This window comes from Pseudomonas sp. LBUM1660, assembly GCF_059695935.1.
On sequence record NZ_CP166795.1, the window covers coordinates 6,274,884 to 6,299,268 of the forward strand.

At 59.1% G+C, this 24,385-nt stretch carries 17 protein-coding genes; 9 read left to right on the top strand and 8 right to left on the bottom strand.

The window, feature by feature from the left end:
- Positions 1 to 99 precede the first annotated feature (99 nt).
- Positions 100 to 4,638 (top strand): dermonecrotic toxin domain-containing protein, encoded by a 4,539-nt coding sequence (locus ACA068_RS29180; protein WP_497306517.1) that lies wholly within the window; start codon positions 100 to 102, stop codon positions 4,636 to 4,638.
- A 4-nt stretch (positions 4,639 to 4,642) separates the two neighbouring features.
- On the opposite strand, the gene pdxR is transcribed toward ACA068_RS29180, so the two are convergent.
- Positions 4,643 to 6,193: a MocR-like pyridoxine biosynthesis transcription factor PdxR gene (pdxR, locus tag ACA068_RS29185; protein ID WP_497306519.1), complete on the bottom strand. Its 1,551-nt coding sequence runs from the start codon at positions 6,191 to 6,193 to the stop codon at positions 4,643 to 4,645.
- Between the two features lie 90 nt (positions 6,194 to 6,283).
- Here pdxR and ACA068_RS29190 point away from each other — a divergent pair, with 90 nt between their 5' ends.
- From ACA068_RS29190 to ACA068_RS29200, 3 genes are read left to right on the top strand one after another with little or no spacing between them, the layout of a single operon-like run.
- Entirely contained in the window at positions 6,284 to 6,907 is a 624-nt protein-coding gene (locus ACA068_RS29190) for an FMN-binding negative transcriptional regulator (protein ID WP_497306521.1), read from the top strand.
- A 9-nt stretch (positions 6,908 to 6,916) separates the two neighbouring features.
- The gene (locus ACA068_RS29195; RefSeq protein WP_497306522.1) at positions 6,917 to 7,363 is read left to right on the top strand and encodes a GNAT family N-acetyltransferase; all 447 of its coding nucleotides are present in this window, start codon (positions 6,917 to 6,919) and stop codon (positions 7,361 to 7,363) included.
- Between the two features lie 17 nt (positions 7,364 to 7,380).
- A complete protein-coding gene (locus ACA068_RS29200; protein ID WP_497306524.1) occupies positions 7,381 to 8,052 on the top strand; it encodes a GNAT family N-acetyltransferase in 672 nt (223 codons plus the stop codon).
- 133 nt (positions 8,053 to 8,185) lie between these two features.
- Here ACA068_RS29200 and ACA068_RS29205 read toward each other — a convergent pair whose 3' ends face one another.
- A complete protein-coding gene (locus tag ACA068_RS29205) occupies positions 8,186 to 9,085 on the bottom strand; it encodes a homocysteine S-methyltransferase family protein (protein WP_497306526.1) in 900 nt (299 codons plus the stop codon).
- 110 nt (positions 9,086 to 9,195) lie between these two features.
- On the opposite strand from ACA068_RS29205, the gene ACA068_RS29210 reads away from it, so the two are divergent.
- Together ACA068_RS29210 and ACA068_RS29215 are read left to right on the top strand one after the other, a co-directional pair.
- Positions 9,196 to 10,017: an ABC transporter substrate-binding protein gene (locus tag ACA068_RS29210; protein WP_497306528.1), complete on the top strand. Its 822-nt coding sequence runs from the start codon at positions 9,196 to 9,198 to the stop codon at positions 10,015 to 10,017.
- Entirely contained in the window at positions 10,014 to 10,850 is an 837-nt protein-coding gene (locus ACA068_RS29215) for an amino acid ABC transporter permease (protein WP_497306530.1), read from the top strand. The genes ACA068_RS29210 and ACA068_RS29215 overlap by 4 nt, the downstream gene beginning before the upstream one ends.
- Before the next feature lie 77 nt (positions 10,851 to 10,927).
- Here the strand turns inward: ACA068_RS29215 and ACA068_RS29220 are convergent, their stop codons facing one another.
- The gene (locus ACA068_RS29220) at positions 10,928 to 11,206 is read right to left on the bottom strand and encodes a helix-turn-helix domain-containing protein (protein WP_497306532.1); all 279 of its coding nucleotides are present in this window, start codon (positions 11,204 to 11,206) and stop codon (positions 10,928 to 10,930) included.
- On the bottom strand, positions 11,203 to 12,555 hold the full coding sequence (locus tag ACA068_RS29225; protein WP_497306534.1) for a HipA domain-containing protein: 1,353 nt from the start codon (positions 12,553 to 12,555) through the stop codon (positions 11,203 to 11,205). The genes ACA068_RS29220 and ACA068_RS29225 overlap by 4 nt, the downstream gene beginning before the upstream one ends.
- Positions 12,556 to 12,789: 234 nt before the next feature.
- Between ACA068_RS29225 and ACA068_RS29230 the strand changes: the two genes are divergently transcribed.
- Positions 12,790 to 15,753, top strand: coding sequence for an autotransporter outer membrane beta-barrel domain-containing protein (locus ACA068_RS29230; protein WP_497306536.1), 2,964 nt, complete (start codon positions 12,790 to 12,792; stop codon positions 15,751 to 15,753).
- A gap of 947 nt (positions 15,754 to 16,700) precedes the next feature.
- On the top strand, positions 16,701 to 18,560 hold the full coding sequence (locus ACA068_RS29235; RefSeq protein WP_497310682.1) for an autotransporter outer membrane beta-barrel domain-containing protein: 1,860 nt from the start codon (positions 16,701 to 16,703) through the stop codon (positions 18,558 to 18,560).
- 142 nt (positions 18,561 to 18,702) lie between these two features.
- Here the strand turns inward: ACA068_RS29235 and oadA are convergent, their stop codons facing one another.
- Both oadA and ACA068_RS29245 read right to left on the bottom strand, forming a co-directional pair.
- The gene (gene oadA, locus ACA068_RS29240) at positions 18,703 to 20,526 is read right to left on the bottom strand and encodes a sodium-extruding oxaloacetate decarboxylase subunit alpha (RefSeq protein WP_497306538.1); all 1,824 of its coding nucleotides are present in this window, start codon (positions 20,524 to 20,526) and stop codon (positions 18,703 to 18,705) included.
- Positions 20,527 to 20,537: 11 nt separating this feature from the next.
- Entirely contained in the window at positions 20,538 to 21,953 is a 1,416-nt protein-coding gene (locus ACA068_RS29245; RefSeq protein WP_046030798.1) for an acetyl-CoA carboxylase biotin carboxylase subunit, read from the bottom strand.
- 190 nt (positions 21,954 to 22,143) lie between these two features.
- Here ACA068_RS29245 and ACA068_RS29250 point away from each other — a divergent pair, with 190 nt between their 5' ends.
- Positions 22,144 to 23,106: a LysR family transcriptional regulator gene (locus ACA068_RS29250; protein ID WP_497306539.1), complete on the top strand. Its 963-nt coding sequence runs from the start codon at positions 22,144 to 22,146 to the stop codon at positions 23,104 to 23,106.
- Here ACA068_RS29250 and ACA068_RS29255 read toward each other — a convergent pair.
- Positions 23,048 to 23,257, bottom strand: coding sequence for a PA3496 family putative envelope integrity protein (locus ACA068_RS29255; protein WP_109626853.1), 210 nt, complete (start codon positions 23,255 to 23,257; stop codon positions 23,048 to 23,050). The two genes, ACA068_RS29250 and ACA068_RS29255, sit on opposite strands and share 59 nt — an antisense overlap.
- A 260-nt stretch (positions 23,258 to 23,517) precedes the next feature.
- Positions 23,518 to 24,384, bottom strand: a complete 867-nt coding sequence (hexR, locus tag ACA068_RS29260) for a transcriptional regulator HexR (protein WP_008027445.1) — start codon at positions 24,382 to 24,384, stop codon at positions 23,518 to 23,520.
- Position 24,385: the final 1 nt, after the last annotated feature.

Here is a 24,385-nt window from a genome sequence, read left to right on the forward strand (position 1 = left end):
CCCGCGATATCTATCTACCGCCCCCGATGGGCGATGGCTGATTACCTTCGATGCCCCAAGAGGCTTTCCCGGCCTCGTCATTGCGCCGAGGTATTCGCCATGAGCAACAACACTTCACTGCCCCGAACTGACTCGACACCCTTAGTGGAAACCAGTGATCTGGTGAGCCTGACCAGCCACGGCCCAACGCTCAACGAAGTGGCTTCGTACCTGCTGCGCCAGGCACTGGAAAAAACCTCGCCAGAATTGCAGATCGACCCTGATGACGCCTACGTCGGCACCCCTCAATGGCTCATCGTGGACGACCATGTCGAAGCGGGCCAAACCGAGTTCGAGTCACTGACCTTGGCGCTGATGCGCCAGGGCCTGTATGGAACAACGGCCAACTATCTCGAAGGCGAGCACTTCCTGACCCTCGAGCCGGGCAGCAAAAACCCGGTTCACCTCGCCGTCTGCATCGAGGACATTGCAAAGATACTCAATGATTCGGCGTCGATACTGTTCGTCGAGGCTCAAGCACGGCAACTGGCGTTCTGGAATGCCAAGGGGCATGCGATCCCCCGCTGGCACGAGCTTTCCGACACGCTGCGCAAGGCGTTGAACGTGCAGAAGGTCAAAGGCTGGGACGCCGATGAATGCGCGATGGCGCGGGAAGTATTCATCGACCCGGACAAAACCACCCGTAAAAATGTAAACAGCGAATTTTCCGCCATTCAGGCGTGCCTTCTTGATATCGATACCGTCGAGAATGACATCACCCGCCATCTATTGATCGGCGGCGCGCTAGTGCTCAAGACCACGTATCGCAAGCGCCAACTGCTGGTGATGTACACCATCGAGCGCGCGTATGAGTCGTTCAGTTCGATGGATGAATTGGGCAACTCGCTTCCCGCACGCCTGGAAGAACAACGCGCAGGACGCGATCTGACGTGGCGGCTTTACGAGCCGGAAGGCAACGTCTTCGATCACATGGCGTGGGCGTTGGTGTCGTCACAAATGGATGCCATTAACTCACTGCAGTTTATTGAGGCCGCGGCAGACGAGATCGAGGTCGAGCCCAAAACCGGACTTGACCCCAACGAAAAAGCGCGACTCCTGCACCTGAACAAAGCGATCCCCGATTGGTTGCGCAAAGCCTCATCCGAGGATATCCAAGACTACAGCCGATACATCAATGCGCTCGGCAAGTTGTATCGCCAACCGGACAGCAAATTGGCCAGCGCAGAGATCCCGTCCATCACCGACTATGCCCAGCAACTGATGCGTGAAGCGATCGTCGCCGATCCACTGGCGGTCGGCGCCGCGAGTCTTGCGCTCGATGATGTGCGGATCAAAATCACCAACAGCTTTACCTCCGGCAATTTCACCCTCCCCAACCCCCTTGATCAACGCATTGAAACACTGGCCGACTTCGCTATGGAGAACGAAGCGCCCTACATGGCGACCGTATTTTTCAAGAGTGGGGAGACCGTAGCGGATTGGCTCACCGCTGAATTTCTAACCACCGTGTCTGCTCGAGTGGACATCGCAAAGGCTTACCCCGAACTGATCAAGCCCAAGCTGCTGGAGGACCCGGTTGCCTCCCGACGTCAGGAAAAATTCTATCGCGATCAATTGCGTTCTTTGCTGCCGCTGCAGGCATTAGAGGCCAGATTCAAGCCAGAAACCGGTGTGGACGAGCGCGGTTACCGATACATCTGCGAGCTGCTCGATCCCGATGTCACCACCAATACCATCGCCCTCTACCCGCTGACCCTGACGCCGCAACATCGCTTGATCAGCAGCAGCGATACCGTCGACAACGTGTTCGTCATCAGTCCTCGAGACGCACATAGCGGACCTTGTCTGCTCTATCGGCCGATGCTCGATGAGCCCCTGCTGCAATACCCCTCAAGGCAAAATCTTTTGTACGCGTTGCATCAACCCGGTGACGTCAGGGATACGGTGCTGGCCTGGTTGCCCGATGAAAACCTGAGCGTTGAATATGCCCGCTCTGTTTTTCCCACCGGACTGCCCTCTCCGTGGCTGATCGCGGAACAGATCGTCAATCCATTGCAGCGCGCAGACAAGTTCGGGCGCGTGGTGCTCGAAAGCGTCGAGATCACCGGAGACATTCTGTCTGCGCTGTTCAAAAGCAACGCACGGATGCTGGTCAACCTTGCCGACCGGCAATCGCAATCCAATGCCAAACGGCGCTGGGACGTGTTGAAGGACAGTGGCTGGGCGCTCTTCAACGTCGCCTCGAATTTTCTCAGCGGTGCGGTCGGCACCGCCGTCTGGGTCTGGCAAACCATCAATCAGATTCAACAGGCACTCGATGCCCATGACCAGGATGACCGCTTCATCGAATGGACGTCGGTGTCGGACATTCTGCTGGCGATCGGCATTATCCTCAGCCATCACGCGGTGATGCGACGCAGAAGGGTTTCAAGCAAACCCCGGATCGAGCAGCTGTCGAGGGAGAAGGCTGCGCAGCCCCTGGTCGAGCCCGTGGCTGTCACGCTCAATCCCGCCCCACTGGCCCCGGATCTTCCGACCAGTCATCTTTCATCCCTGGCGCTGGCCGGCTCGGTTCCACGCCGAACACCAACCGCACTGGGCGCTTACCTGGACACGCTCAAAGTCGCGGCTCTCGATATTGCCAGCGCAAACGTTACGAAGGCTAAAGAAGCCCCTCCGCATTTTTACCAACATAACTTCAGAAACTACGCACAGGTAGGTGATCGGTGGTTTTACGTCGACGTGAAAGGCGACGAGGAGGTTCATATCGTTTACCCGGATCAGCCTGAGCGCAACGGCCCGATGCTCATGGATAACGGCCACGGGCAATGGGTGCTCGACCTGCGTCTGCGTTTGCGAGGGGGGGCCGGAAATGCGTTCAGCCGCCACCAGGAGGCGGTTGACGAGCAGCGCAGAGGCCATCTGGAGGAGGTCCTGAGCGCCTTCAAAAGCCTGGAAAAGGCGAAGGAAACCGAACTGAAAACGTTACATGACCGCATCGGGCAGGCCAACGCCGGAAACTACGATCCACGAACGGCGGCGTACATGGAAAAACTGGAGACAACGATCGGCGAGTATCGCCAGGCGCTGGAACAACTGCGCGAATGGCGCACCCTCGGCGGCACGGAAAACTACCGGGAAGACTTGCTTCGCATAAGCGTGGAGTTGCAGAAGAATCTGTCTTTGTGGTTTGTCCTGAAACGATCCGAGTATGGTCTGGCCACCCGTGCTTTAACCAGAGGCCAACAAAACGAACCCGTTGCCTGGCAAACGTTCGTCGACAATGTGCAGAAAGCGTCCGACATCGGTGACGAGATGATTGAAAAGCTGACCCTGTTTACGTCAACACTTGAGGACATGCACGCGGCCGGACGACCTGGCATTGAACGCGCGATGCAGATCAGAAAACTGGCGCCTTCGTTTACCGTGCTGGATATCAAGGCCAACGAGATCGGCATGGCGCAGGAGTTGTGCCTCAATGACCAGGCTAGCCCCCTGATGCAGCAGGCTCGTAAGGCGATGGGGCATATTGCTGCGAGCGCCGCGAGGGCCGCGATTCAAACGGCGGACCTGATGAAAGGCGAAGGCGAACATTCCGATGTGCAGACGCATGTCGAGGAATTGAACAGTCTCGTGGAGACATTTGCCGACGCTGACCAGCGCCTTAAGGAATTGCCGGGCACGTACCCTGGACTGTTCAAGCAAACCAGGCTCGATCATGTGCAATCGCTCATCGATGAGTTCGCGCAGCTCGCACAAAACCGGTTACAGACGTTGCTCCCGGAACCGGAACCCATGGCCGTACAGCCTCCTGTAGAACGAGTACAACCGGGTACGTCACGACAACCAATCAAGGTGCGCAAGACCCGGCCGCGGGACTTCGGAAAAAATGAACCCGAAAAAACCACGGTGGATCCGCTCAGGTCATTTACCCCCGCGGTTTATCAACAAACCGTTCCGGTGCTGGATGATGCGGGAACGATCGAGGCCGGCATCGAGCTAAACCTGGACACGAACACATTCATTGAACGCACCCGCAAGGACGCTTTACTCCCAAGACGCATCCCTGCCGACATTCAGGATGTGTTCGATCAGCAGGCATTGAAACTGGAGCAGGCTGCCAGCAGCGTTGATCAAGCCGTGATCAACAGCAGGAAGGACGAAGCCTCGCCTGTCCCGGTTGCCACGTTGAGCCGAGAGTTACGTGATGGGGCCACTCGTCTGCGCAAGGAAGGGGTCAGTGTTCGCGCCGACCTTTACACGCGCCGCAAACCGTCCCAGAGCATTTTCAAATGGATGCATGAAAACGGGCAGCTCGACATCAGCCGCGATAGACGTGGGCGCATACAGACCCGAGGGCTCGGCGACTTTTTCCAGGAGTACCGGATTTTCGACAAGGCCCGCAATCAGCCGTTATGGGTGGCGCACTTCCACTACGAGACGCTGTCGAGTCCGGCGAGTACACCCACCGCGGCCCATTTGAAAGTGTCAGATGACTATCTGAAAACGCTGCCACTGGAACAGCAACAGGCGTTGACCACCTTCGAACCCATCGATGGGGTGTTCAGGAAGTTACAAGATCCTGCGCTACGAAAACTGTTCCTGGAACTGGAACCACAGGCAAACACCGCAGCGTAGCCACTTAACGACGCCAGACCTTTTCCAGTCGCCCGAGTGCGGCGCTGATGGCCGCCTCGGGTACCGCCGCGAACCCCAGGACCAGCCCGGCACGCTGGTCCGCAGGTTTTGTCGAGTCGGGCAACCAGTAGCCGCTCAGCGCATTGATCTCGACATCGACGCTGGCCGCCTGCTCCACCAGTTCGCGCTCGCGGGCCTGTGAGTCGACCGCCACGGTCAGATGCAGCCCTGCCGCAACACTCGGCAGGTTGCCGATGCCGGGAATATTCTGCGGCCAACCGGCCAGCAAGGTATTGCGGCGGCTCAGGGCCGCGCGGCGCATGCGGCGGATATGCCGCTGGAAATGCCCGGCGGCCATGAACTCGGCCATGACCGCTTGGGTACTGACCTCGGAATGCCGGACGTCCACCGCCCGCCGTTGCGAGAACGCCTGCACCAGCTTTGGCGGCAATACCAGATAACCCAGGCGCAGCGCCGGGAAGGCAACTTTGCCAAACGTCCCGACGTACAAAACCCGGCCCTGCCGGTCGAGGGCGGCCAACGGGGCCAGTGGCGCGCCGCTGTAGCGGTATTCGCCATCGTAGTCGTCCTCGACGATCCAGCCTTGGGTGTGTTCGGCCCAGGCCAGTAACTCAAGACGTCGCGCCAGGCTCATCACCACCCCGGTCGGGTATTGATGCGACGGCGTGACATACGCCAGCCGACAATCGCTGAGGCCGTTCAATTCGGTGCAGTCGATGCCCTCACTGTCCACCGCCACGCCATGCAATCGCGCACCGGCCACGGCGAACGCATGACCTGCCGCCCGATACCCCGGATTCTCGATCGCCACCCCATCGCCCGGCTCCACCAGCAGCTGTGCACAAAGGCTAATCCCCTGCTGTGCGCCACTGGTGATCACTATTTGCTCAGCCGAACACTGCATTCCTCGCGAACTGCGCAAATACGCGGCGATCATGCCGCGCAAACGCTCATCACCCGCCGGATCGCCATAACACAGTTGCTGTAAATCCGGTTTACGCCAGAAAGCCGCATTCAGCTTGGCCCAGACCTCGAAAGGAAACAGATCGAACGCCGGCACACCCACCCGAAAAGCACGCGGCGGACCGCTCGGTGGCAGGGCCAAATGGTTCTTTTCTACGCGCCCCAACGCACCGCTGTGGATAACTTTACTGGATGGAATCACAGGTAAATCCAGCCAATTTGTGGATAAGGTTGTGGGTAACCCTGTTGACAACCCTGTGGATACTTTTGTGGATAATTTTTTCCCAGGTACTGCGGTTTTAGGCAATTGCGCAACGTAAGTCCCATCACCGACGCGCCCTTCGATAAACCCCTCGGCATAGAGCTGATCGTAGGCCCGCACCACACTGTTGCGGGAAATTGCCAATGCCGCCGCCAGATCCCGGCTGGCCGGTAATCGCGTGCCACTGGCAAGTCGTCCATCGAGTACCCGCAGACGCAAGGCCTGATAGAGCTCGCGACTCAGGCCTTGGCGACGGTCGAGTTCGATACCGGCGGGGTTGAACGACAGTGAAAGCGGCGCTTCGCTCATGACAATGGACCTATGAAATTGGTCATTAATGGCTCTTACAACAGACCAATAGCCTGCCTAGGATGAACGCATTCGCCAAGGAATATTTCCATGTACAACCCCAGCGGTTTTGCCATCAACGATTTGCAGGAACTGCAGCAGCAGATACTCGACACGCGTCTCGCCATGGTGGTCACCCACGGCGAGCAAGGCTTGCAAGCCAGTCATCTGCCGCTGTTATTCAATCCTGAACAGGGCCCGAATGGCACCCTCTACGGCCACTTCGCCCGGGGCAATCCCCAGTGGAAGGAACTGCAGAACGGCGCCGAAGCACTGGTGATTTTTGCCGGTGCCGACGCTTACGTCAGCCCGGGGTTTTACCCGAGCAAAGCCGAACACGGCAAAGTCGTGCCGACCTGGAACTACGTCGCCGTGCACGCTTACGGAACAGCCGACGTGTTCACTGATGCCGATCGCCTGCTCAATCTGGTCAGCGCGCTGACCGATCGTCACGAAGCGAGTCGCCAGCAACCGTGGAAAGTCGCCGACGCGCCCGCCGACTACATCGACGGCATGCTCAAGGCCATCGTCGGATTTGCCCTGCCAATCCAGCGTCTGGAAGGCAAACGCAAGCTCAGCCAGAACCGCAGCACCGCAGACATCGCCGGTGTGCGTGAGGGGCTCGCCGCCAGCCCTGATGTGCACGACCAGGCCCTCGCCCAATTGATGCGTTAAGGAATGAACATGAGTCAGATTGAAATTCGCCCGGTCAGCGCCGACGATCACGCCGCCTGGCTGCCGCTGTGGCTAGCCTACCTGCGCTTCTACAACACCGAATTGGCCGAGGCGGTCACTGACAGCACCTGGCAGCGCATGCTCGATCAGCATGAACCGACTCATTCGGCGTTGGCGTGGGTCGATGGCAAAGCGGTCGGCATGGTGAACTTCATCTACCATCGCTCGAACTGGAGCATCGAAAACTCCTGCTACCTTCAAGACTTGCTGGTAACGCCGCAAACCCGGGGCACCGGCATCGGCCGCAAGCTCATCGAGTTTGTGTATGCCACCGCCAAAGCGGACGGTTGCTGCAAGGTCCACTGGCTGACCCACGAAACCAACGCCACCGCGATCCAGCTCTACGAGCGCATCGCCGAACGCCCCGGTTTCATCCAGTTTCGCAAAGCCCTTTAAGGTTCAAGGAGAACACCATGTCGACTTCACTCGCAGACTGGAAAGGCGTCCCGGCGCCATCGGTTCAAACCATCGAAGGGCGTTTCATCCGCCTGGAAAAACTCGACCCGGCGCGTCACGCCGAGGGTTTGTGGCAAGCCCTGCAAGGCCCGGGATCGGACCCGAAACTCTGGGACTATTTGCCTTACGGCCCCTTCCCGGAACGCAGCGTTTTCAACGATTGGCTGAACAACCATGCGGCCAACAGCGACCCGTATTTCTTCTGCGTGATCGACCGTGCCAGCGGTGATGTGCAGGGCCTCCTGAGTCTGATGTCGATCGTCCCGGCGCAAGGTCGTATCGAAATCGGTCACGTAACCTTCGGCGCGCCGATGCAGCGTTCGCCGAAAAGCACCGAAGCGGTTTATTTGCTGGCCAAGGAATCCTTTGCGCTGGGCTACCGGCGCCTGGAGTGGAAATGCAACAACGGCAACGCCCGCTCCAAGTACGCGGCAGAGCGGTTGGGGTTCAGTTTTGAAGGCGTCTTCCGACAGCACATGGTGGTCAAGGGACAGAACCGGGACACCGCGTGGTATTCGATTCTGGATTCAGAATGGCCGGCGATTGGCGCGGGTTTTGAGCGGTGGCTATCCGATGAAAACCAGACGGATTCCGGGCAGGTGAAAACCCTGGCCGAGTGCCGCGGGTAATTTTCGGCGCCTGGACGGACGCCTTCGCGGGCAAGCCTCGCTCCCACAGGTTTTCGGTTGACCACACTGTTGTGATCAACACATAACCCGTGTGGGAGCGAGCCGGCTCCGGGCGGCGTTCCGACGATTGGCATCACGCTAACTTTTGGGCAAGCACCGCAATATGCTCCGGCCCAATCCCGCAACACCCGCCCAGATGGCTGGCGCCGCGCGCTTTCCAGTCGGCCGCCCACTGCAGATACCCCGGCGGGTCGAGATCCTCGCGCAACGGGTCCAGGCCGTCGTTGGCCGTGGCCTCTTTCGGTTGTGGCGGGAAGGCATTGGCGTACGCGCCGATGTGAATCTTCACCCCCAAACGCTGGAAGGTTTCCCGCGCTGCATCAATCGCAGCACCGATCACTTCTGGCTGGCTGCAGTTGAACAGCAACGCCTCGACACCCAGCTCAGCCGCCACTGCAGCGGCCTCAGCGACAGGCTCACCCGAACGCAAACGCGGCACTTCGTCCGTGTCCTCATCCTTCAAGGTAAAAGACAGCCAGAACGGCTTTCCATCCTTTGGCAGACCGGCGTGAATCGCCCGCGCCTCAACGATTGAGCTCTGTGTTTCGGCCAGCCACAGGTCGACATGAGGCGCCAGCCCCGTGACCAAAGGCGTCAGTAATTCAGTGACCCGAGCAGCGTCGAACAAGTCCGGACGGTAGGAGCCAAACAGTGGCGGCAGCGAACCGGCCACACGCACAGTCTTGCCCGAAGCCTCCACCGCACGCCGCGCCAGCTCACCGGCCAGCGAAGCGAGCGCCTGGCCTTCAGCCGCAAAACGCTCTTCGCCGATGTGAAACGGCACCACCGCGTAACTGTTGCTGGTGATCACGCTGGCACCACTTTCGATATAAGCCGCGTGCACCGCCTCTACTGCCTGCGGCGCTTCACTCAAGGCCAGCGCCGACCATTCGGGCTGCCTGAAGGGCGCTCCTGCGCGCTGCAGCTCACGACCCATGCCGCCATCCAGAATTACCGTGCTTCCTGCGCTCATATGCTTTTCACTCATATGCTTATGAAAATAACTCACTACCAAGGTAGTTCTTATAACTATTTAATACGCACCATTCGGTTAATCACAACCACTTTTTTCAGGGATCGACTGTGAAATTTCAACCACTACTGGCCCTGGGCCTGACGATTCTGGCTGCCTCCGGCCAAGCCTTTGGCGGCGCCACGCTGGACCGCATCGAGCAGAAGAAAGAACTGGTGGGCGTGTTGATGGAAAGCTACCCACCGTTCTCGTTCCTCAACGACCAGAACCAACTCGACGGGTTTGACGTCGATGTGGCCAAAGCCGTGTCGGACAAACTGGGGGTCAAACTGCGCCTGGAAACGCCGTCCTGGGACGTCATCGCTGCCGGTCGCTGGAGTGGTCGCTACGACATCTGCGTTTGCTCGATGACGCCCAGCAAGGCACGGGCCGAAGTCTTCGACTTCCCCGTCGAGTACTACGCTTCGCCAGCCGTGATCGTGGTCAATGCCAAGGATGATCGCATCCACAGCGCCAAGGACCTGAGCGGCAAGAAAGTCGGCCTCACCAGCGCCTCCAGCTACGAAAGTTACCTGAACAAAAATCTGGTGATCGAAGGCGCTGAAGACACCCAGTTGCAGTACCCGTTCGAGGACGTGCAAATCGCGCCGTATGACACCGATAACGTGGCGTTCCAGGACCTGGGTCTGGGGGCCGGTGTGCGACTGGATGCGATCCTCACCAACCTCGTCACCGCGCAACCGCGCCTGACCGAAGACAAACGCTTCAAGCTGGCCGGCGAGCCACTGTATTCGGAGCCGAACTCGGTGGCCATCGAGAAAGGTGACGCTCAGTGGGACGCCAAGGTGCGTGAGGTCTTTGCGCAACTGAAACAGGACGGCACCCTGAGCAAGCTCTCGCAAAAATGGATCGGCGCCGATATCAGTCAATGACTTCTTTCCCAAAACCTCCTCAGCCGCCGCAACCGGTGGCTGAGTCGAGACTGCAACGGATCTTCGGTTTCCGCACGCGGCTGTACCTGACGTGGGCGGCGATGCTGGGTTTGTTCGCCAGTTTTTTTCTGAGCTTCGACCTGAAGTTCTCGATCATCCTCGACAAACTGCCCAACCTGATCGGCCTGCACCTGGCGCCGAACGGCTTCCTGCAAGGCGCGGCGCTGACGCTGTTTCTGTGCGTGGCCTCAATCGTGACATCGTCGCTGCTGGGTTTCATCACCGCCCTGGCGCGGCTGTCGAAAAGCGCCGTGGCCTTCGGCATCGCCAGTTTCTACGCCTCGTTCTTTCGCGGCACGCCGCTACTGATCCAGATCCTGCTGATCTACCTCGGCCTGCCGCAACTGGGCGTCGTCCCAGGCGCAGTCACCGCTGGCATCATCGCCCTGTCACTGAACTACGGCGCCTACCTTAGCGAAATCTTCCGCGCCGGCATCCTCGGCGTCGCCCATGGACAACGCGAAGCCTCCCTGGCACTGGGCATGCGCGAAACCGTGATCTTCTGGCGCGTGACCCTGCCCCAGGCCATGCGCACCATCATCCCGCCGACCACCAACCAATTCATCTCGATGCTCAAAGACTCGTCGCTGATCTCCGTGATGGGGGTTTGGGAGGTGATGTTTTTGGCGCAATCGTATGGGCGGTCGAGCTATCGGTATATCGAGATGCTGACGACGGCGGCGATTATTTACTGGGTGATGTCGATTGGGCTGGAGCTGATTCAGGCAAGGATGGAGCGGCATTATGGGAAGGCGTATTTGAGTCGGAGTTAGTTTAAGGATCGCTGCCCTCGAACGGCAGCAGATCCCTAGATGCCATCTTTAAGAGGGCGCCCGTGTGCGGTGCAGTATCAGCTCCAGTCGCGCCGAATCCGCACTACGCCCATCTTCAGTCCAAAAGGTCTGAACACTGCATTCAGCGATTTCAGCGTCTGATTCCCTTCTCCATGCTCGATATGCACCAGCGTGCGCACCGAGATTTTGCACATTTTTGCGAATTGGGTCTGATGCAAACCTGTGACTTCTATTCGTAGTCGACGGACCGCCTCGCTTATCTCAAGGGTGCCTTGAGCCAGCCCTTCCTGGATGCTTTCGATGAGCACAGTGCGCTCGGCAACGGTCATGCTCATTTCAGATCCCACTCTTTCAAACGCAGCTCCAGATTTTTCAAGGCAATTCGCGGGTGATTCATTGTTGCGTCGGGCAAGCCACTGGCGGTCAAAATGTCGGGGAGTGCTGCCAGGTGTTTGGCATCCTCGCGCAATCGCTCGAAAGACTTCTGCGCATCATTCAAAGCGGCCAATGGATCCTTCGGATCGGCAATGTCAGCCAATGCCCGGCATACGCCACGCCAATCAACATCACCCGCTCTCTCCAATTCTTTTGGCCACTTGGTGGTGCGTGTTACGCCTTCGTCGTCCATCACCATTGGCGCCAGATCATAAATCGGAGCCAGGCGAAACGAGTCTGTGTCGCGGATGATTGCGGTGTTGCGGCCGTGGTTATCTGAGTTGCCGAGGATTTTATTGAGCAGATCCCGGCGCAGATAGTCCGCAACGAGATTCGGGATCTGGTCCGCTTGCCCTGCATCACGCCAGAGTCTCGCAAGTAGCCGGATAACCTCCATGTGGTCCATTGCGCTACCGGGCGTGGTTATTTGCGCCAAAGAATAGATCGACTCCACGGCAAAACGCTCGACACCCTGAGGGGTTACTTGTCGATCAAAACGCTGCATCCACAAACTGGGTTTGGTCGCCTCTTCCAACGCCAAGCCCTGTTCTGCCACCGTCTCGATGTCTAGTTTTTGTAGTGCTTTGTAGTAGTGGTATTCGCTTCTGAGGATGTCTTGATCGTTCCTGTTTCCTTTGTTGCGAGAGAACTTCACGAACCAGTGTTGGGTCACGTCTGCGTCGTCCAATACTGCGTCCGGGTATAAATTTCCATCCTTGCCCTGAACTAACAAAAGTTTGGGCGCCTCGCCCCCCGCCCCTGTCGCCCCACCAATTGCAGCCCCCTGCTCATAGGCATATTCGAGAAACCGGTTATCACGACTAATGACATCCTCGCGTGTAAACCCTATAGGTTCGCGCTGGTCTACCGCCTCGGCGGATTCTTTTATGCGCATGTTGCCAATCGGTGCCGGAGTGCTTCTGGCCAGTAAATGAAGATCAATACTGATATCAGCAGGCTTGTCGCGACCTATGCGCGCCAGAAGAAATCTCTTGGCTGCACCGGCAGGTGCGATGTCATGCAGAAATGCTGGTGCATTGGATCGCTTACCCTCGAAGTCCAAAGGAAACCTGGCACTCACTGCCTTGGCAAAGGGTGATCCAATATCCTCAATGTTTGCGACAAGATAGGGTGTTTCGTAGCCGAAATTGCATCGGCTTTCGAAACCTTTCTCAGGGCTGTCGAAGCTCAAGACCATGGCGTCGTGCCATTTCCCTGTAATGAAAATCTGTAATGTCAGGTTGTACATGCGGCGACCACCTGCATTTAAATGCATTTTTTCGAGAAGTTTTAAGCTTTGAATGCAATATAGTGCATAAACGATCCGCTAGACATCTTCGTAAGCGCATTAAAATGCATATACAAGATTATCCTGGTGGCAAAAGTTGCAAAATAATGCAGATATCGCAGAGACGCAGACATCAATCTGTAAAAACCCTCCGCTATACAAGACGGCCCGCTTATAACAAAAAGGTCGTCTAACATGCCCTTCTCCCCCCAGCGCCTGGCACTCAGCATCGCGTTGTTGATCAGCACGGGCGCCCTCGCCGCGCCGTTCAAGAACGTGCAGATCGACACGCCGACCACCACCGCGCAAACCCTTGGCGGTGGCGACACGCTGACGATTTCGGCGCCGGGCAGCATCACCAACGCTGGGAAGGCAGTGACCTTGAAAGACAGCACCAGCGGCGTGGGTGTGGTGATCGATAACGCGGGCAAGATCATCTCTACCGGCGGCCGGGCGATCGACAGCAGCGGTGACCTGACCCAGGCACGCAACTACGCCATCTATAACCGAGCGGGTGGGCAGATTCTCGGTTTCAACGACGCGTTGCGCATCGACAGCAACTTCGCCGGCGGCAGCCTGCTGATCGACAACAGCGGCATCATCCGCTCCACCACCGGCCAAGGCCTGGATCTGGATGCGCTGCGCAGTGCCGGGGTCAGAACGACGATCATCAACCGTGCGGGTGGGTTGATTCGCGGGGACGCCAGCGATGGCATGAAGACCGGTGCCAACGCGACGATCACCAACTATGGCGAGATCTCTACCGGCGATGCTCGAATCGCTGACAACAAATTCGACGGTATCGACATCGACACCGCGACCGGTGTGACGGTGACCAACTACGGTAGCATTTCCGGTGGCCGCCATGGCATCACCACTGACCTGGGCGCGACGCTGACCAACTACGGCCAAATCACCGGGCGCAATGGCTCGGGCTTTGGCTCCGATGGCGACGGCACGGTGATCAACCACGGCACCATTACCGGTGCCTATTCGGGTCTGCAACCCAATGGCGACGGTGATGGCGTGGACATCGACAAGCTCGCCCATATCGAGAACTACGGCACCATTCAGGGCATCGGCGCCGGCGGTGTCGACAAGGGTGGTTTCGCCAACGGCAGTGAAGGCATCGCGTTGGGCGGCGGCTATGTGTTGAACACCAACGGGGCGCTGATCAGCGGTGCCAACAGCGCGATTTTGGTGGACGACGGCAGCGGCGGTTCGGGCGTGGCCGCGACCACGCTGGAAAACTTCGGCACCATTCAGGGCCTTGATGGCTTCGGTGTGAAGTTCGTCGGTGAGTTCGATGACTCCGTTATCAACGGCGGCACGATCAGCGGCAGCAACGGCCTGGCGCTGGACCTGGGGGGCGGCAACGACAGCCTGACAGTGCGCAACGGCAGTCGCTTCGTCGGTGTGGTCGACGGCGGCAGCGGTGACGACCGCGTAGTGATGGACGACGCGGCGGGAGGCAGTTTCGGCGAGAGTCGCCACTTCGAATGGCTGGAGGTCAAGCAAGGTGCCTGGACGCTGACCGGCAGCGGTGATTTCAGCGATGGCGGCGCGGTACGCAATGGCGCAACGCTGATCAACCAGGGCGGCATCGCTGGCACTCTGACCGTCGATGCGGGCGGTGTATATGCCGGAGGCGGTTCGGTCGGCAACTTGCTGGTCAACGGGACGTTACGGACCAACACTCAACTCGGCACAGCAACCATCACCCACGACTTGACCATGGGCAGCGGCGCGACCCTGGCCTACGGCGTCAATGCCGATGGCAGCAGCGCAACGATCAAGGTCGGCGGCGTTGCCAATCTCAACGGCTCAACCCTGGCGGTGAACCCCGGCAGCGGCACTTATCCGTGGCAAAGCCACTACACCGTCCTGCAGGCCGCGAGCGTCAACGGCACCTTCGGCAAGGTCACCAGCGACTACGCGTTCATCACGCCGACCCTCGCTTACACCCCGACCCAAGTCGACCTGACCTACACCCGCAACGATGTCGCTTTCAACCAATTCGCGGTCACGGGTAACGGTAGCAACGCCGCCAACAGCCTGGCCTCGATGGGCAAAAACAACACGCTTTACAACGCACTGCTGAACACCACCAGCACCACAGCCGGCAATGCCATCGAGCAACTCGCCGGCGCGAGCAACGCCAACCTGACCAGCGCCACCCTCGGCGCCAGCAGCCAGATCGGCGGCAGCATGCTGTCGGCGATGCAGCAAATGGGCGGTGGCTCAGGATTGCTGGTCGGCCTGGATCAGCGCGACACCCCGGTGCTCGCCGCCACGGGCGTTCCCTCCGAAGCCCTCAACCTCAACGACCCGAACGCCCGGGGTCGACTCTGGCTCCAAGCCATCGGCGGCTACGGCAAGCTCGATGGCGAGCATGGCAGCAGCGGTCTGGAGCAGCGCACCAAAGGCAGTGTGCTCGGGGCCGACTGGGCGCTCAATCCGCAATGGCGATTGGGTGTTCTGGGCGGCTATTCGAAAACGGATCTGGACGCCACGGGCGTCGATGGCAATGTCGAGAGCTGGCACGCCGGCGTTTATGCCTTACGCCAAAGCGGCTCCTTCGCTTTGCGCCTTGGTGCCGCGTACAGCGGTCATCAGGGTGAAAGCAAACGCACGGTGGCCTTCAACGGCTTCAGCGACCGGCCAAAAGGCGACTACGACGCCGACAGCCAACAGGCCTTCGCCGAACTGGGCTACGCAATGGGCAGCGGCCGACTCAGTGCCGAGCCGTTTGCCAACCTCGGCTACCAGCGCTATCACCGCGACAGCTATCAGGAAAAAGGCGGCGCCGCCGCACTTCAGGTCGACAAACAAACCCAGGACAACTTCAGCAGCACCTTCGGCCTGCGCCTGGCGCACTTGAGTTCGCTGGAGAACGGCATGAGCCTGACGCCCCGCATGACCGCTGGCTGGAAGCACACGTATGGCGATGTCAGCAACTCGACGCGCCAGGCGTTTGTGGTCGGGGGAACGGCGTTCAGTGTTGAGGGCAGTTCGCTGGACCGTGACAGTCTGGTGCTGGAAGCCGGGTTGGACCTGGGCATTTCTGCGCGGCATTCGGTGGGAATTGGTTACAGCGGGGAGATGGGGAGCAACAGCCGCAATCATGGGTTGATTGGGCAGTGGCAGATGAGTTTCTGATCCGTAAAAAACAGACCGTTCCTGAAAGGTTGTAGGCAAATATTCCACCGTGTGAAGGCCAATGCACACGTAATCTGCGGAGTAGGATTTTTGCTACAACCGAATTTCCAAGGCCCTTCAAAAATGCCGGAAACGCCCGGCATTCAAGCACCCACGCTCCTCCCTAGAGTTCGACCTTCTCAAAAACGAGGTCAAACTCAATGCCCACGCCGTCCATTCATCGCCCGCACCAACTCGCCTTGGCGATCGCCCTCTCCCTTGGCTGCATCGATATATCGATGGCTCAGCAAGCCAAGGTTGATCCCTCGGTCGAAGCGCCCGACAAGAAAGCTCAAACAAGCGCTTGGCATAAACGTGATGATCTTTTGGCGATCAGGAATTTCATTGGTCCGATGCAGAACGCCGTCAAACCCGCTTCGCCTAAGCCACAAGAGCCGGTGACTAAGCTGCCAACTGTTCCGGCGGCTCCGGAACCCGTAGATCATGCAGCCCACCTTTACGACTTTCCCGAAACTGCCGGCGATTCGCGTCCACCGCAAGCGCCCGCAACACCCGTGGACGGTGTCACCGCATGGGCGGCTAATGATGATCTTTTGGCAATAGAAACGTTCATTGCTCCGATGGAGCACGCCGTCAAACCCGCCTCGCCTAAGCCACAAGAGCCGGTGACTAAGCTGCCAACTGTTCCGGCGGTTCCAGAACCCGTAGATCTGGCAGCCCACCTTTACGACTTTCCCGAAACTGCCGGCGGTTCGCTTCCACCGCAAGCGCCTGCAACACCCGAGGAAAGTGCCACCGCCTGGGCGGCTGAAGATGATCTCCTGGCAATAGAAACGTTCATCGGTCCGATGGAGCACGCAGGTGAACCCAGCGATCCTGCAGCCCATCTTTACGAGTTTCCCGAGACCGCTGACACCCCACTCGAAACGGCACAGGCTGGTGAACCGATCACGTTCGACGACTTCGCGAATGCCGATACCACTAAGCGCACTACTACAGTGGGGCGGTACGAAAGCATCGACGGCGTCTCACTGAAACTGGGGGAGGAAGATGACCTTCTAATCATCGGTAACGGAGTCAGTTTTGCAGGAGAAATCCAGGGCGGTGGCGGGAAAAACGCAATACTGCTCGACTCCCCCGAGGGCGGCGTACTCGACAAAACCAGTAACTTTTCCGGGTTGCGAGTCGCGCAAGGCGCTTGGTCCTTGACGGATAAAGACGACTTCGACTACGGAGCCGAGGTATTGGCCGGCGCAACGCTGTTCAACATGGGCAGCATCGCGGGCGATGCCATTGTTCGCGAAGGTGGTCGCTACGGTGGCCAAGGTGACGTACGCAATCTTTATGTAGACGGTACATTGCAAGTCAATGAGCGGCTTGGCGCCCCGCACGTCAGAGGAGACCTGATATTCACAGAGGGTGCGACGCTCTCCTACGGCGTAACGGCTACCGGCAAGTCTCCCACCATCATCGTCGAAGGTATTGCAGCGCTTGAGGATGCCTCACTGGAGGTTTCTGCACTGCCGGGCAACTATCCCGAAAGCAGTGATTACACGGTGCTTGAAGCCGGCCTGGTGGAAGGCGAATTCGGCAGCGTTACCAGCAATCTGGCGTACATGACGCCGAACCTGTCCTACTCCAAGACGGATGTGGTGCTCAACTACGCTCGCAATGGAGTGCCGATAGAGGATTTTGCCGCCGACGACAATGCTCGAGCGTTTGGCCAAAGCGTGGCCGAGCCGACGGCTAACACAAGCGCGTCCAATGCGGCCGTCACCGCCCTGCTCACCACCGATAAATCCACAGCCACCTACGCTCTCGAGCAGCTGGCCGGTGACAGCAACGCCAACCTCGCCAAGGCAACCCTGAACAGTGACAGCCCGGTCAGCGCCTCCCTGCTCTCGACCATGCGCCAACTGGACAGCGCCAGCGCGTACAACAAACCCGGCAACCGAACCAACGCACCACGCCAGGCCGCCGGCAGCGAAGGAAACGGCAGGGTCTGGCTGCAAGCCTTGGGGCACGGCGGAACGCTGGATCGCGACCACGACGCTCTGCAAACCTCTACCAAAGGCCTTGTCCTGGGCGCGGATTGGGGCGTCGATGAGGAATGGCGTATCGGTGTGATGGGCGGCAAGTCCGACACCCGCCTGGACAGCCGCGAACTCGACGGCGATCTCAACAGCTGGCACTTGGGTGCTTATGCCCTGCGCCAGAACGGCCCGATGTCACTGCGCCTGGGCGCGACCTACAGCAATCACGACGGCAGCACTAAACGCCGAGTTGCCTACAACGGTTTCAGCGACCGTCCCGAAGGCCGTTATGCGGCCAGCACCCAGCAGGCCTTCGCGGAAGTGGGTTACAACCTGGGACGAGCCAATGTCAGCATCGAACCGTTTGCCAGCCTTGGCTACCAACGCTATCAGCGCGACGGTTACACGGAAAAAGGTGGCGCGGCAGCGTTGAAAGTCCACGACCAAACCCAGAACAACCTCAACAGTACGTTCGGCCTGCGACTGGCGAAGATCAACACCCTGGATAACGGCATGCAACTGACCCCACGCTTCAGTGCCGGCTGGAAACACACCTACGGGGAAATCGACAGCGACACCCGTCAACGATTGGCAAGCGGCGGGAAGAACTTCACCGTTTCCGGTGCGCCGCTGGACCGTGACAGCTTGCTGGTTGATGCAGGTCTGGACCTTGGCTTGTCAGCGAAACATACCCTGGGTGTCGGCCTTAGTGGTGAGATCGGCACTGACAGCCGCAATCACGGCGTGATGGGCCAGTGGAAGATGGCGTTCTGATCAACGACTGATTCACCGCAGTACCTGTGGGAGCGCGCCTGCTCAGGGCGACGTTCCCACATTTGCCATGCGCAACTGCGGACAAAAAAAAGGGGAGCACATGCCCCCCCGAGGTTTAAAACGGTGTATCGAGGCTGTTAACTCAGCCTTCGATCTCGATCAGGATTTCGCCCGGATTCACCCGGTCGCCCTTGGCCACATGGATGGCGGTGACTTTGCCGGCAATGGCCGCCTGGACTTCGGTTTCCATCTTCATTGCTTCGGTGATCAGCACGGCTTGCCCCGCTTTCACGGTGTCGCCTTCCTTGACCAGTACGTCGACGATGTTGCCCGGCATGGTGGTGCTGACGTGGCCCGGTGCAGTGGCTTGCTTGCGCTTGCTGCTGCCGCCGCTGACGAATTCGTTGAGCGGTTCGAACACCACTTCTTCCGGCATGCCGTCGATGGACAGGTAGAAGTGACGTTTGCCTTCGGCCTTGACGCCGACACCGGTAATGTCGACGCGGTAGGTTTCACCATGGACGTCGATGACGAACTCGGTCGGCACGCCTTCGCCACCGGCCGAGGTCACACCGCCTGCTTCAGGAATCGGCAGCAGCACTTCTGGCGTCAGGGTGCCGGCCGCGCGTTCTTCGAGGAATTTGCGACCGATGTCCGGGAACATGGCGTAGGTGAGCACGTCTTCTTCAGACTTGGCCACGGCACCGATCTCGGCACGCAGCTTGGTCATTTCCGGCTTCAGCAGATCGGCCGGACGCACATCGATCACTTCTTCGCTACCAATCGCCTGACGACGCAGCTTCTCGTTCACGGTGCCCGGCGCCTTGCCGTAGCCGCCTTGCAGGTAGAGCTTCACTTCGTTGGTGATGGTCTTGTAGCGCTCGCCGGCCAGCACGTTGAAGAACGCCTGGGTGCCGACGATCTGCGAGGTCGGGGTCACCAGCGGCGGGAAACCAAGGTCTTCACGAACGCGCGGGATTTCGGCCAGCACTTCGCTCATGCGGTTCAGGGCGCCCTGCTCTTTCAACTGGTTGGCCAGGTTGGAAATCATCCCGCCCGGTACCTGGTTGACTTGCACACGGGTGTCGACGGCGGTGAATTCGCTTTCGAACTGGTGGTACTTCTTGCGCACGGCGTAGAAGTACAGGCCGATCTCTTGCAGCAGTTCCAGATTCAGGCCGGTGTCGAACTCACTGCCTTTGAGGGCAGCGACCATCGACTCGGTGCCTGGGTGGCTGGTGCCCCAGGCGAAGCTGGAGATCGCGGTGTCGATGTGGTCGGCACCGTTTTCGATGGCCTTGAGTTGGCACATGGCGGCCAGGCCGGCGGTGTCGTGGGAATGGATGAACACCGGCAACGACTGCTCGGATTTCAACGCCTTGACCAGTTCGCCGGTGGCGTAAGGGGTCAGCAGGCCGGCCATGTCCTTGATTGCCACCGAGTCGCAACCCATGGCTTCCATTTGTTTGGCTTGAGCCACGAACGCGTCGATGGTGTGCACCGGGCTGGTGGTGTAAGCGATGGTGCCTTGGGCGTGTTTGCCGGCCGCTTTTACGGCTTCGATAGCAACGCGCAGGTTACGAACATCGTTCATGGCATCGAAGATGCGGAATACGTCGATGCCGTTGACCGCTGCTTTGGCGACGAAAGCTCTGACCACATCGTCGCTGTAATGGCGGTAGCCCAGCAGGTTCTGGCCACGCAGGAGCATTTGCAGACGCGTGTTAGGCAACGCGGCGCGCAATTGGCGCAGACGCTCCCACGGGTCTTCTTTGAGGAAACGAACGCACGCGTCGAACGTCGCGCCGCCCCAGCATTCCAGCGACCAGTAGCCGACTTTGTCGAGCTTGTCGCAGATCGGCAGCATGTCTTCGGTGCGCATGCGGGTGGCGAGCAGCGATTGGTGGGCGTCGCGCAGGATTGTGTCGGTTACGTGGATACGCTTTGTAGGTAGAGAGTTGGACATTGTTTTATTCCTCACAGGCCTGCGTGGGCGGCGATGGCGGCGGCGATGGCCAGGGCCAGCTCTTCGGGTTTGCGCTTGATCGAGTAGTTGGTCAGTTCAGGGTGGCTTTCAACGAAGCTGGTATTGAACTGGCCGCTACGGAATTCCGGGTTACGCAGGATTTCCTGGTAGTACGCGGCGGTAGTCTTGACCCCTTGCAGACGCATGTCGTCGAGGGCGCGCAAGCCACGGTCCATCGCTTCTTCCCAGGTCAGCGCCCACACCACCAGTTTCAGGCACATGGAGTCGTAGAACGGCGGAATGGTGTAGCCGGTGTAGATTGCCGTGTCGGTGCGCACGCCTGGGCCGCCGGGCGCGTAGTAACGGGTAATCTTGCCGAAGCTCGGCAGGAAGTTGTTTTTCGGGTCTTCGGCGTTGATCCGGAATTGCAGCGCGAAACCGCGGTGCTGGATATCTTCCTGTTTCACCGACAGCGGCAGGCCGGACGCAATGCGGATCTGCTCACGGACGATGTCGATCCCGGTGATTTCTTCGGTGATGGTGTGTTCCACCTGCACCCGGGTGTTCATTTCCATGAAGTAGACCTCGCCCTCGGCGAGCAGGAACTCCACGGTGCCGGCGTTCTCGTAACCCACGGCTTTGGCCGCACGCACCGACAGGTCGCCGATGTAGGCGCGTTGTTCCGGGGTCAGTTGCGGGCTTGGAGCGATTTCGATGAGCTTCTGGTTGCGGCGCTGGATCGAGCAATCACGCTCGAACAGGTGCACCACGTTGCCAAAGCTGTCGCCGAGGATCTGCGCTTCGATGTGTTTCGGATTGACGATGCATTTTTCCAGGAACACTTCAGCCGAACCAAACGCTTTGGTGGCTTCGGAAATGACTCGCGGGAAGGCTTGTTCGAGTTCTTCACGGCTGTCGCAACGACGAATACCCCGGCCGCCACCACCGGAGGTGGCCTTGAGCATGACTGGATAACCAATGCGGTCACCTTCGACCAAGGCTTCGGCGATGTCCGCGACGTTGCCTTCGGTCCCTGGGGTGACGGGTACGCCCGCCTTGATCATGCTGCGACGGGCTTCAGTCTTGTCGCCCATGCGGCGAATCACTTCAGCCGATGGACCGATGAACTTGATGCCACGCTCGGCGCAGATATCCGCCAGTTCAGCGTTTTCCGAGAGAAAGCCGTAGCCGGGATGCAAGGCATCACAACCGGTTTCCACCGCCAGATTCACCAGCTTGCGCGCATTCAGGTAACCGGCCAGTGGCTCGGCACCGATGCTGTGGGCCTCGTCCGCACGCTTCACATGCAACGCATGGCGGTCGGCATCGGAATAGATCGCGACCGAGCGAATGCCCATCTCGGCGCAGGCACGCACGATTCGTACGGCAATCTCACCACGGTTGGCGATCAGGATCTTTTTTATCACTTGGAGGTTCCCTTGAGCCGGTGGTACCCACGACCTGCTAGACCAGGTCGACGCGTGACTAAATGTTTCGATTTAGTCGCAGCCCCACACTAGCCCCCACAAGGGATTAACAAAAATGATTAATAATTGGGTTAGCCATAAGTAAAGACTTATAGTTGATTCATCAGCCTGGGGCAGGAGCTTCTAGATAATGCGTAAGTCATTGATGCGTATGACATTGCGTCAATTGCAGATCTTCAATGAGGTCTGTGATTTGCGGTCCTACAGCCGCGCAGCCGACGAAATGTCGCTCACACAACCTGCCGTGAGCCTGCAGATTCGTCAACTTGAGGAGCTGATTGGTCAGCCTTTGTTCGATTACGTTGGCAAAAAACTCTACATGACTGAAGCCGCCGAAGCACTTCAGCGCGCCAGCCGGGACATTTTCGGGCGCCTGGAAAACCTCGACATGCAGCTCTCGGACATGCAGGGATCGCTGCAGGGCCAGCTGAAACTGGCGGTGGAATCCAGCGCCAAGTATTTCGTGCCGCACCTGTTTGCCGCGTTCAAGCGCCAGCATCCGGAAGTGAATCTGCAACTGACGGTGGTCAACCGCGGGCAGGTGATTCGGCGCCTCTCCGACAACCGCGACGATTTGGTGATCATGTCCATGGTGCCGCAGGACATGGGGCTGGAGTTTCTGCCGTTCCTCAATAACCCGATTGTTGCCGTCGCGCCGCCGAACCATCCGCTGTGTCACATGGGACCGCTGCGCTTGCAAGACCTCGAGCCTTACACCCTGTTGCTACGCGAACCCGGCTCTGGAACGCGTTTGGCGTGCGAAGAGTATTTCAAAGAGAAGCGCGTGCACTTCAACCAGACCCAGGAGGTCGCATCGGCCGAAGCCCAGCGTGAATGTGTGCTGGCAGGTCTGGGCGTCGCGCTGTTGACGCGCCACGCCCTGAACCTTGAGTTGGCGACCGGTGGATTGATCGAGTTACCGGTCGAAGAATTGCCGCTGTATCGCAGCTGGTGCCTGGTGCAGGCCAAGGCCAAGCGGCTGTCGCCGGTGGCCCACGCATTCCTTGCGTTTATCCGCAGCGAACGGGTGCAGATCAGCGCGCTGGTTGAGCGTTTCGACGGGAAGTTGCGGGAGCTGCCTGCCAGTAATTGAGTTCCAGATCCGGAAAATCGCCGATCTCGGCCAGCAGTTGACGGCGCTCGCAGCGGTCTTCGATGGCGCGGCGAAATTCCATGCGGCGCTGATCTTCTTGCTGACGACGGGTTTTGACGGCGCTGTTGCGTTCTTCGTAGGGCTGGGCCATTTCGAGTCTCCCAAGGCGATTACGGGAGTTTCAAGATAGGCGCGAGGGATGACGGTTTGGCGGCGGGCGGGTTACAAAATGATGAAGCTCATAGGTTGGCTGCTCACCCTGTGGCGAGGGAGCTTGCTCCCGCTCGGCTGCGCAGCAGTCGTAAATGAGCCTGATGCGATTGCACAGAAAATTGCTGTGAATGGTTTTGGGGCCGCTTCGCAGCCCAGCGGGAGCAAGCTCCCTCGCCACAGAGTCCGTGTCGTCTTGAATCAGTCGTCCAGCGCTTTCACCGACTTGGGCGACAGCCGCAAGCTGCGCAGGCTACGTTTGACGCTCTTGAGGTGGTTGACCAGGCTCGGCCCGCGCGCCATGGCCACGCCCATCGCCAATACGTCGATCACCACCAGGTGAGCGATACGCGAGGTCAGCGGCGTGTAGATTTCAGTGTCTTCGTGCACATCGATGGCCAGGTTGACGGTCGACAGTTCGGCCAATGGCGTCTGGCTCGGGCACAACGTGATCAACGAGGCGCCGCTCTCGCGCACCAGGTTAGCGGTGATCAACAAATCCTTGGAACGCCCGGACTGGGAAATGCAGATCGCCACATCGGTCGGCTTCAAGGTCACCGCTGACATCGCCTGCATGTGCGGATCGGAATACGCCGCCGCGGTCAGCAGCAATCGGAAAAATTTGTGCTGGGCATCCGCCGCCACTGCGCCCGATGCGCCAAAGCCGTAGAACTCGACGCGCTGGGCCTGGGACATCAGCGACACAGCCCTCTGCAATTCCACCGGATCGAGCTTCTCGCGAACCTCCATCAAGGTGTGCAGGGTGGTGTCGAAGATTTTCAGGCTGTAGTCCGCGACAGAATCGTCTTCATGGATCGCAAACTGACCAAAACTCGCGCCTGCCGCGAGGCTCTGCGCCAGCTTTAGTTTCAGGTCCTGGAAACCGGAACAACCGATGGCACGGCAAAAGCGCACGATGGTCGGCTCACTGATGCCCACGCTATGGGCCAGGTCGGCCATGGAGCTGTGCATCACCGCCGCTGGATCAAGCAGCACGTGGTCGGCGACCTTGAGCTCCGACTTGCGTAAGAGGTGGCGTGACTGGGCGATGTGTTGCAGCAGATTCAAG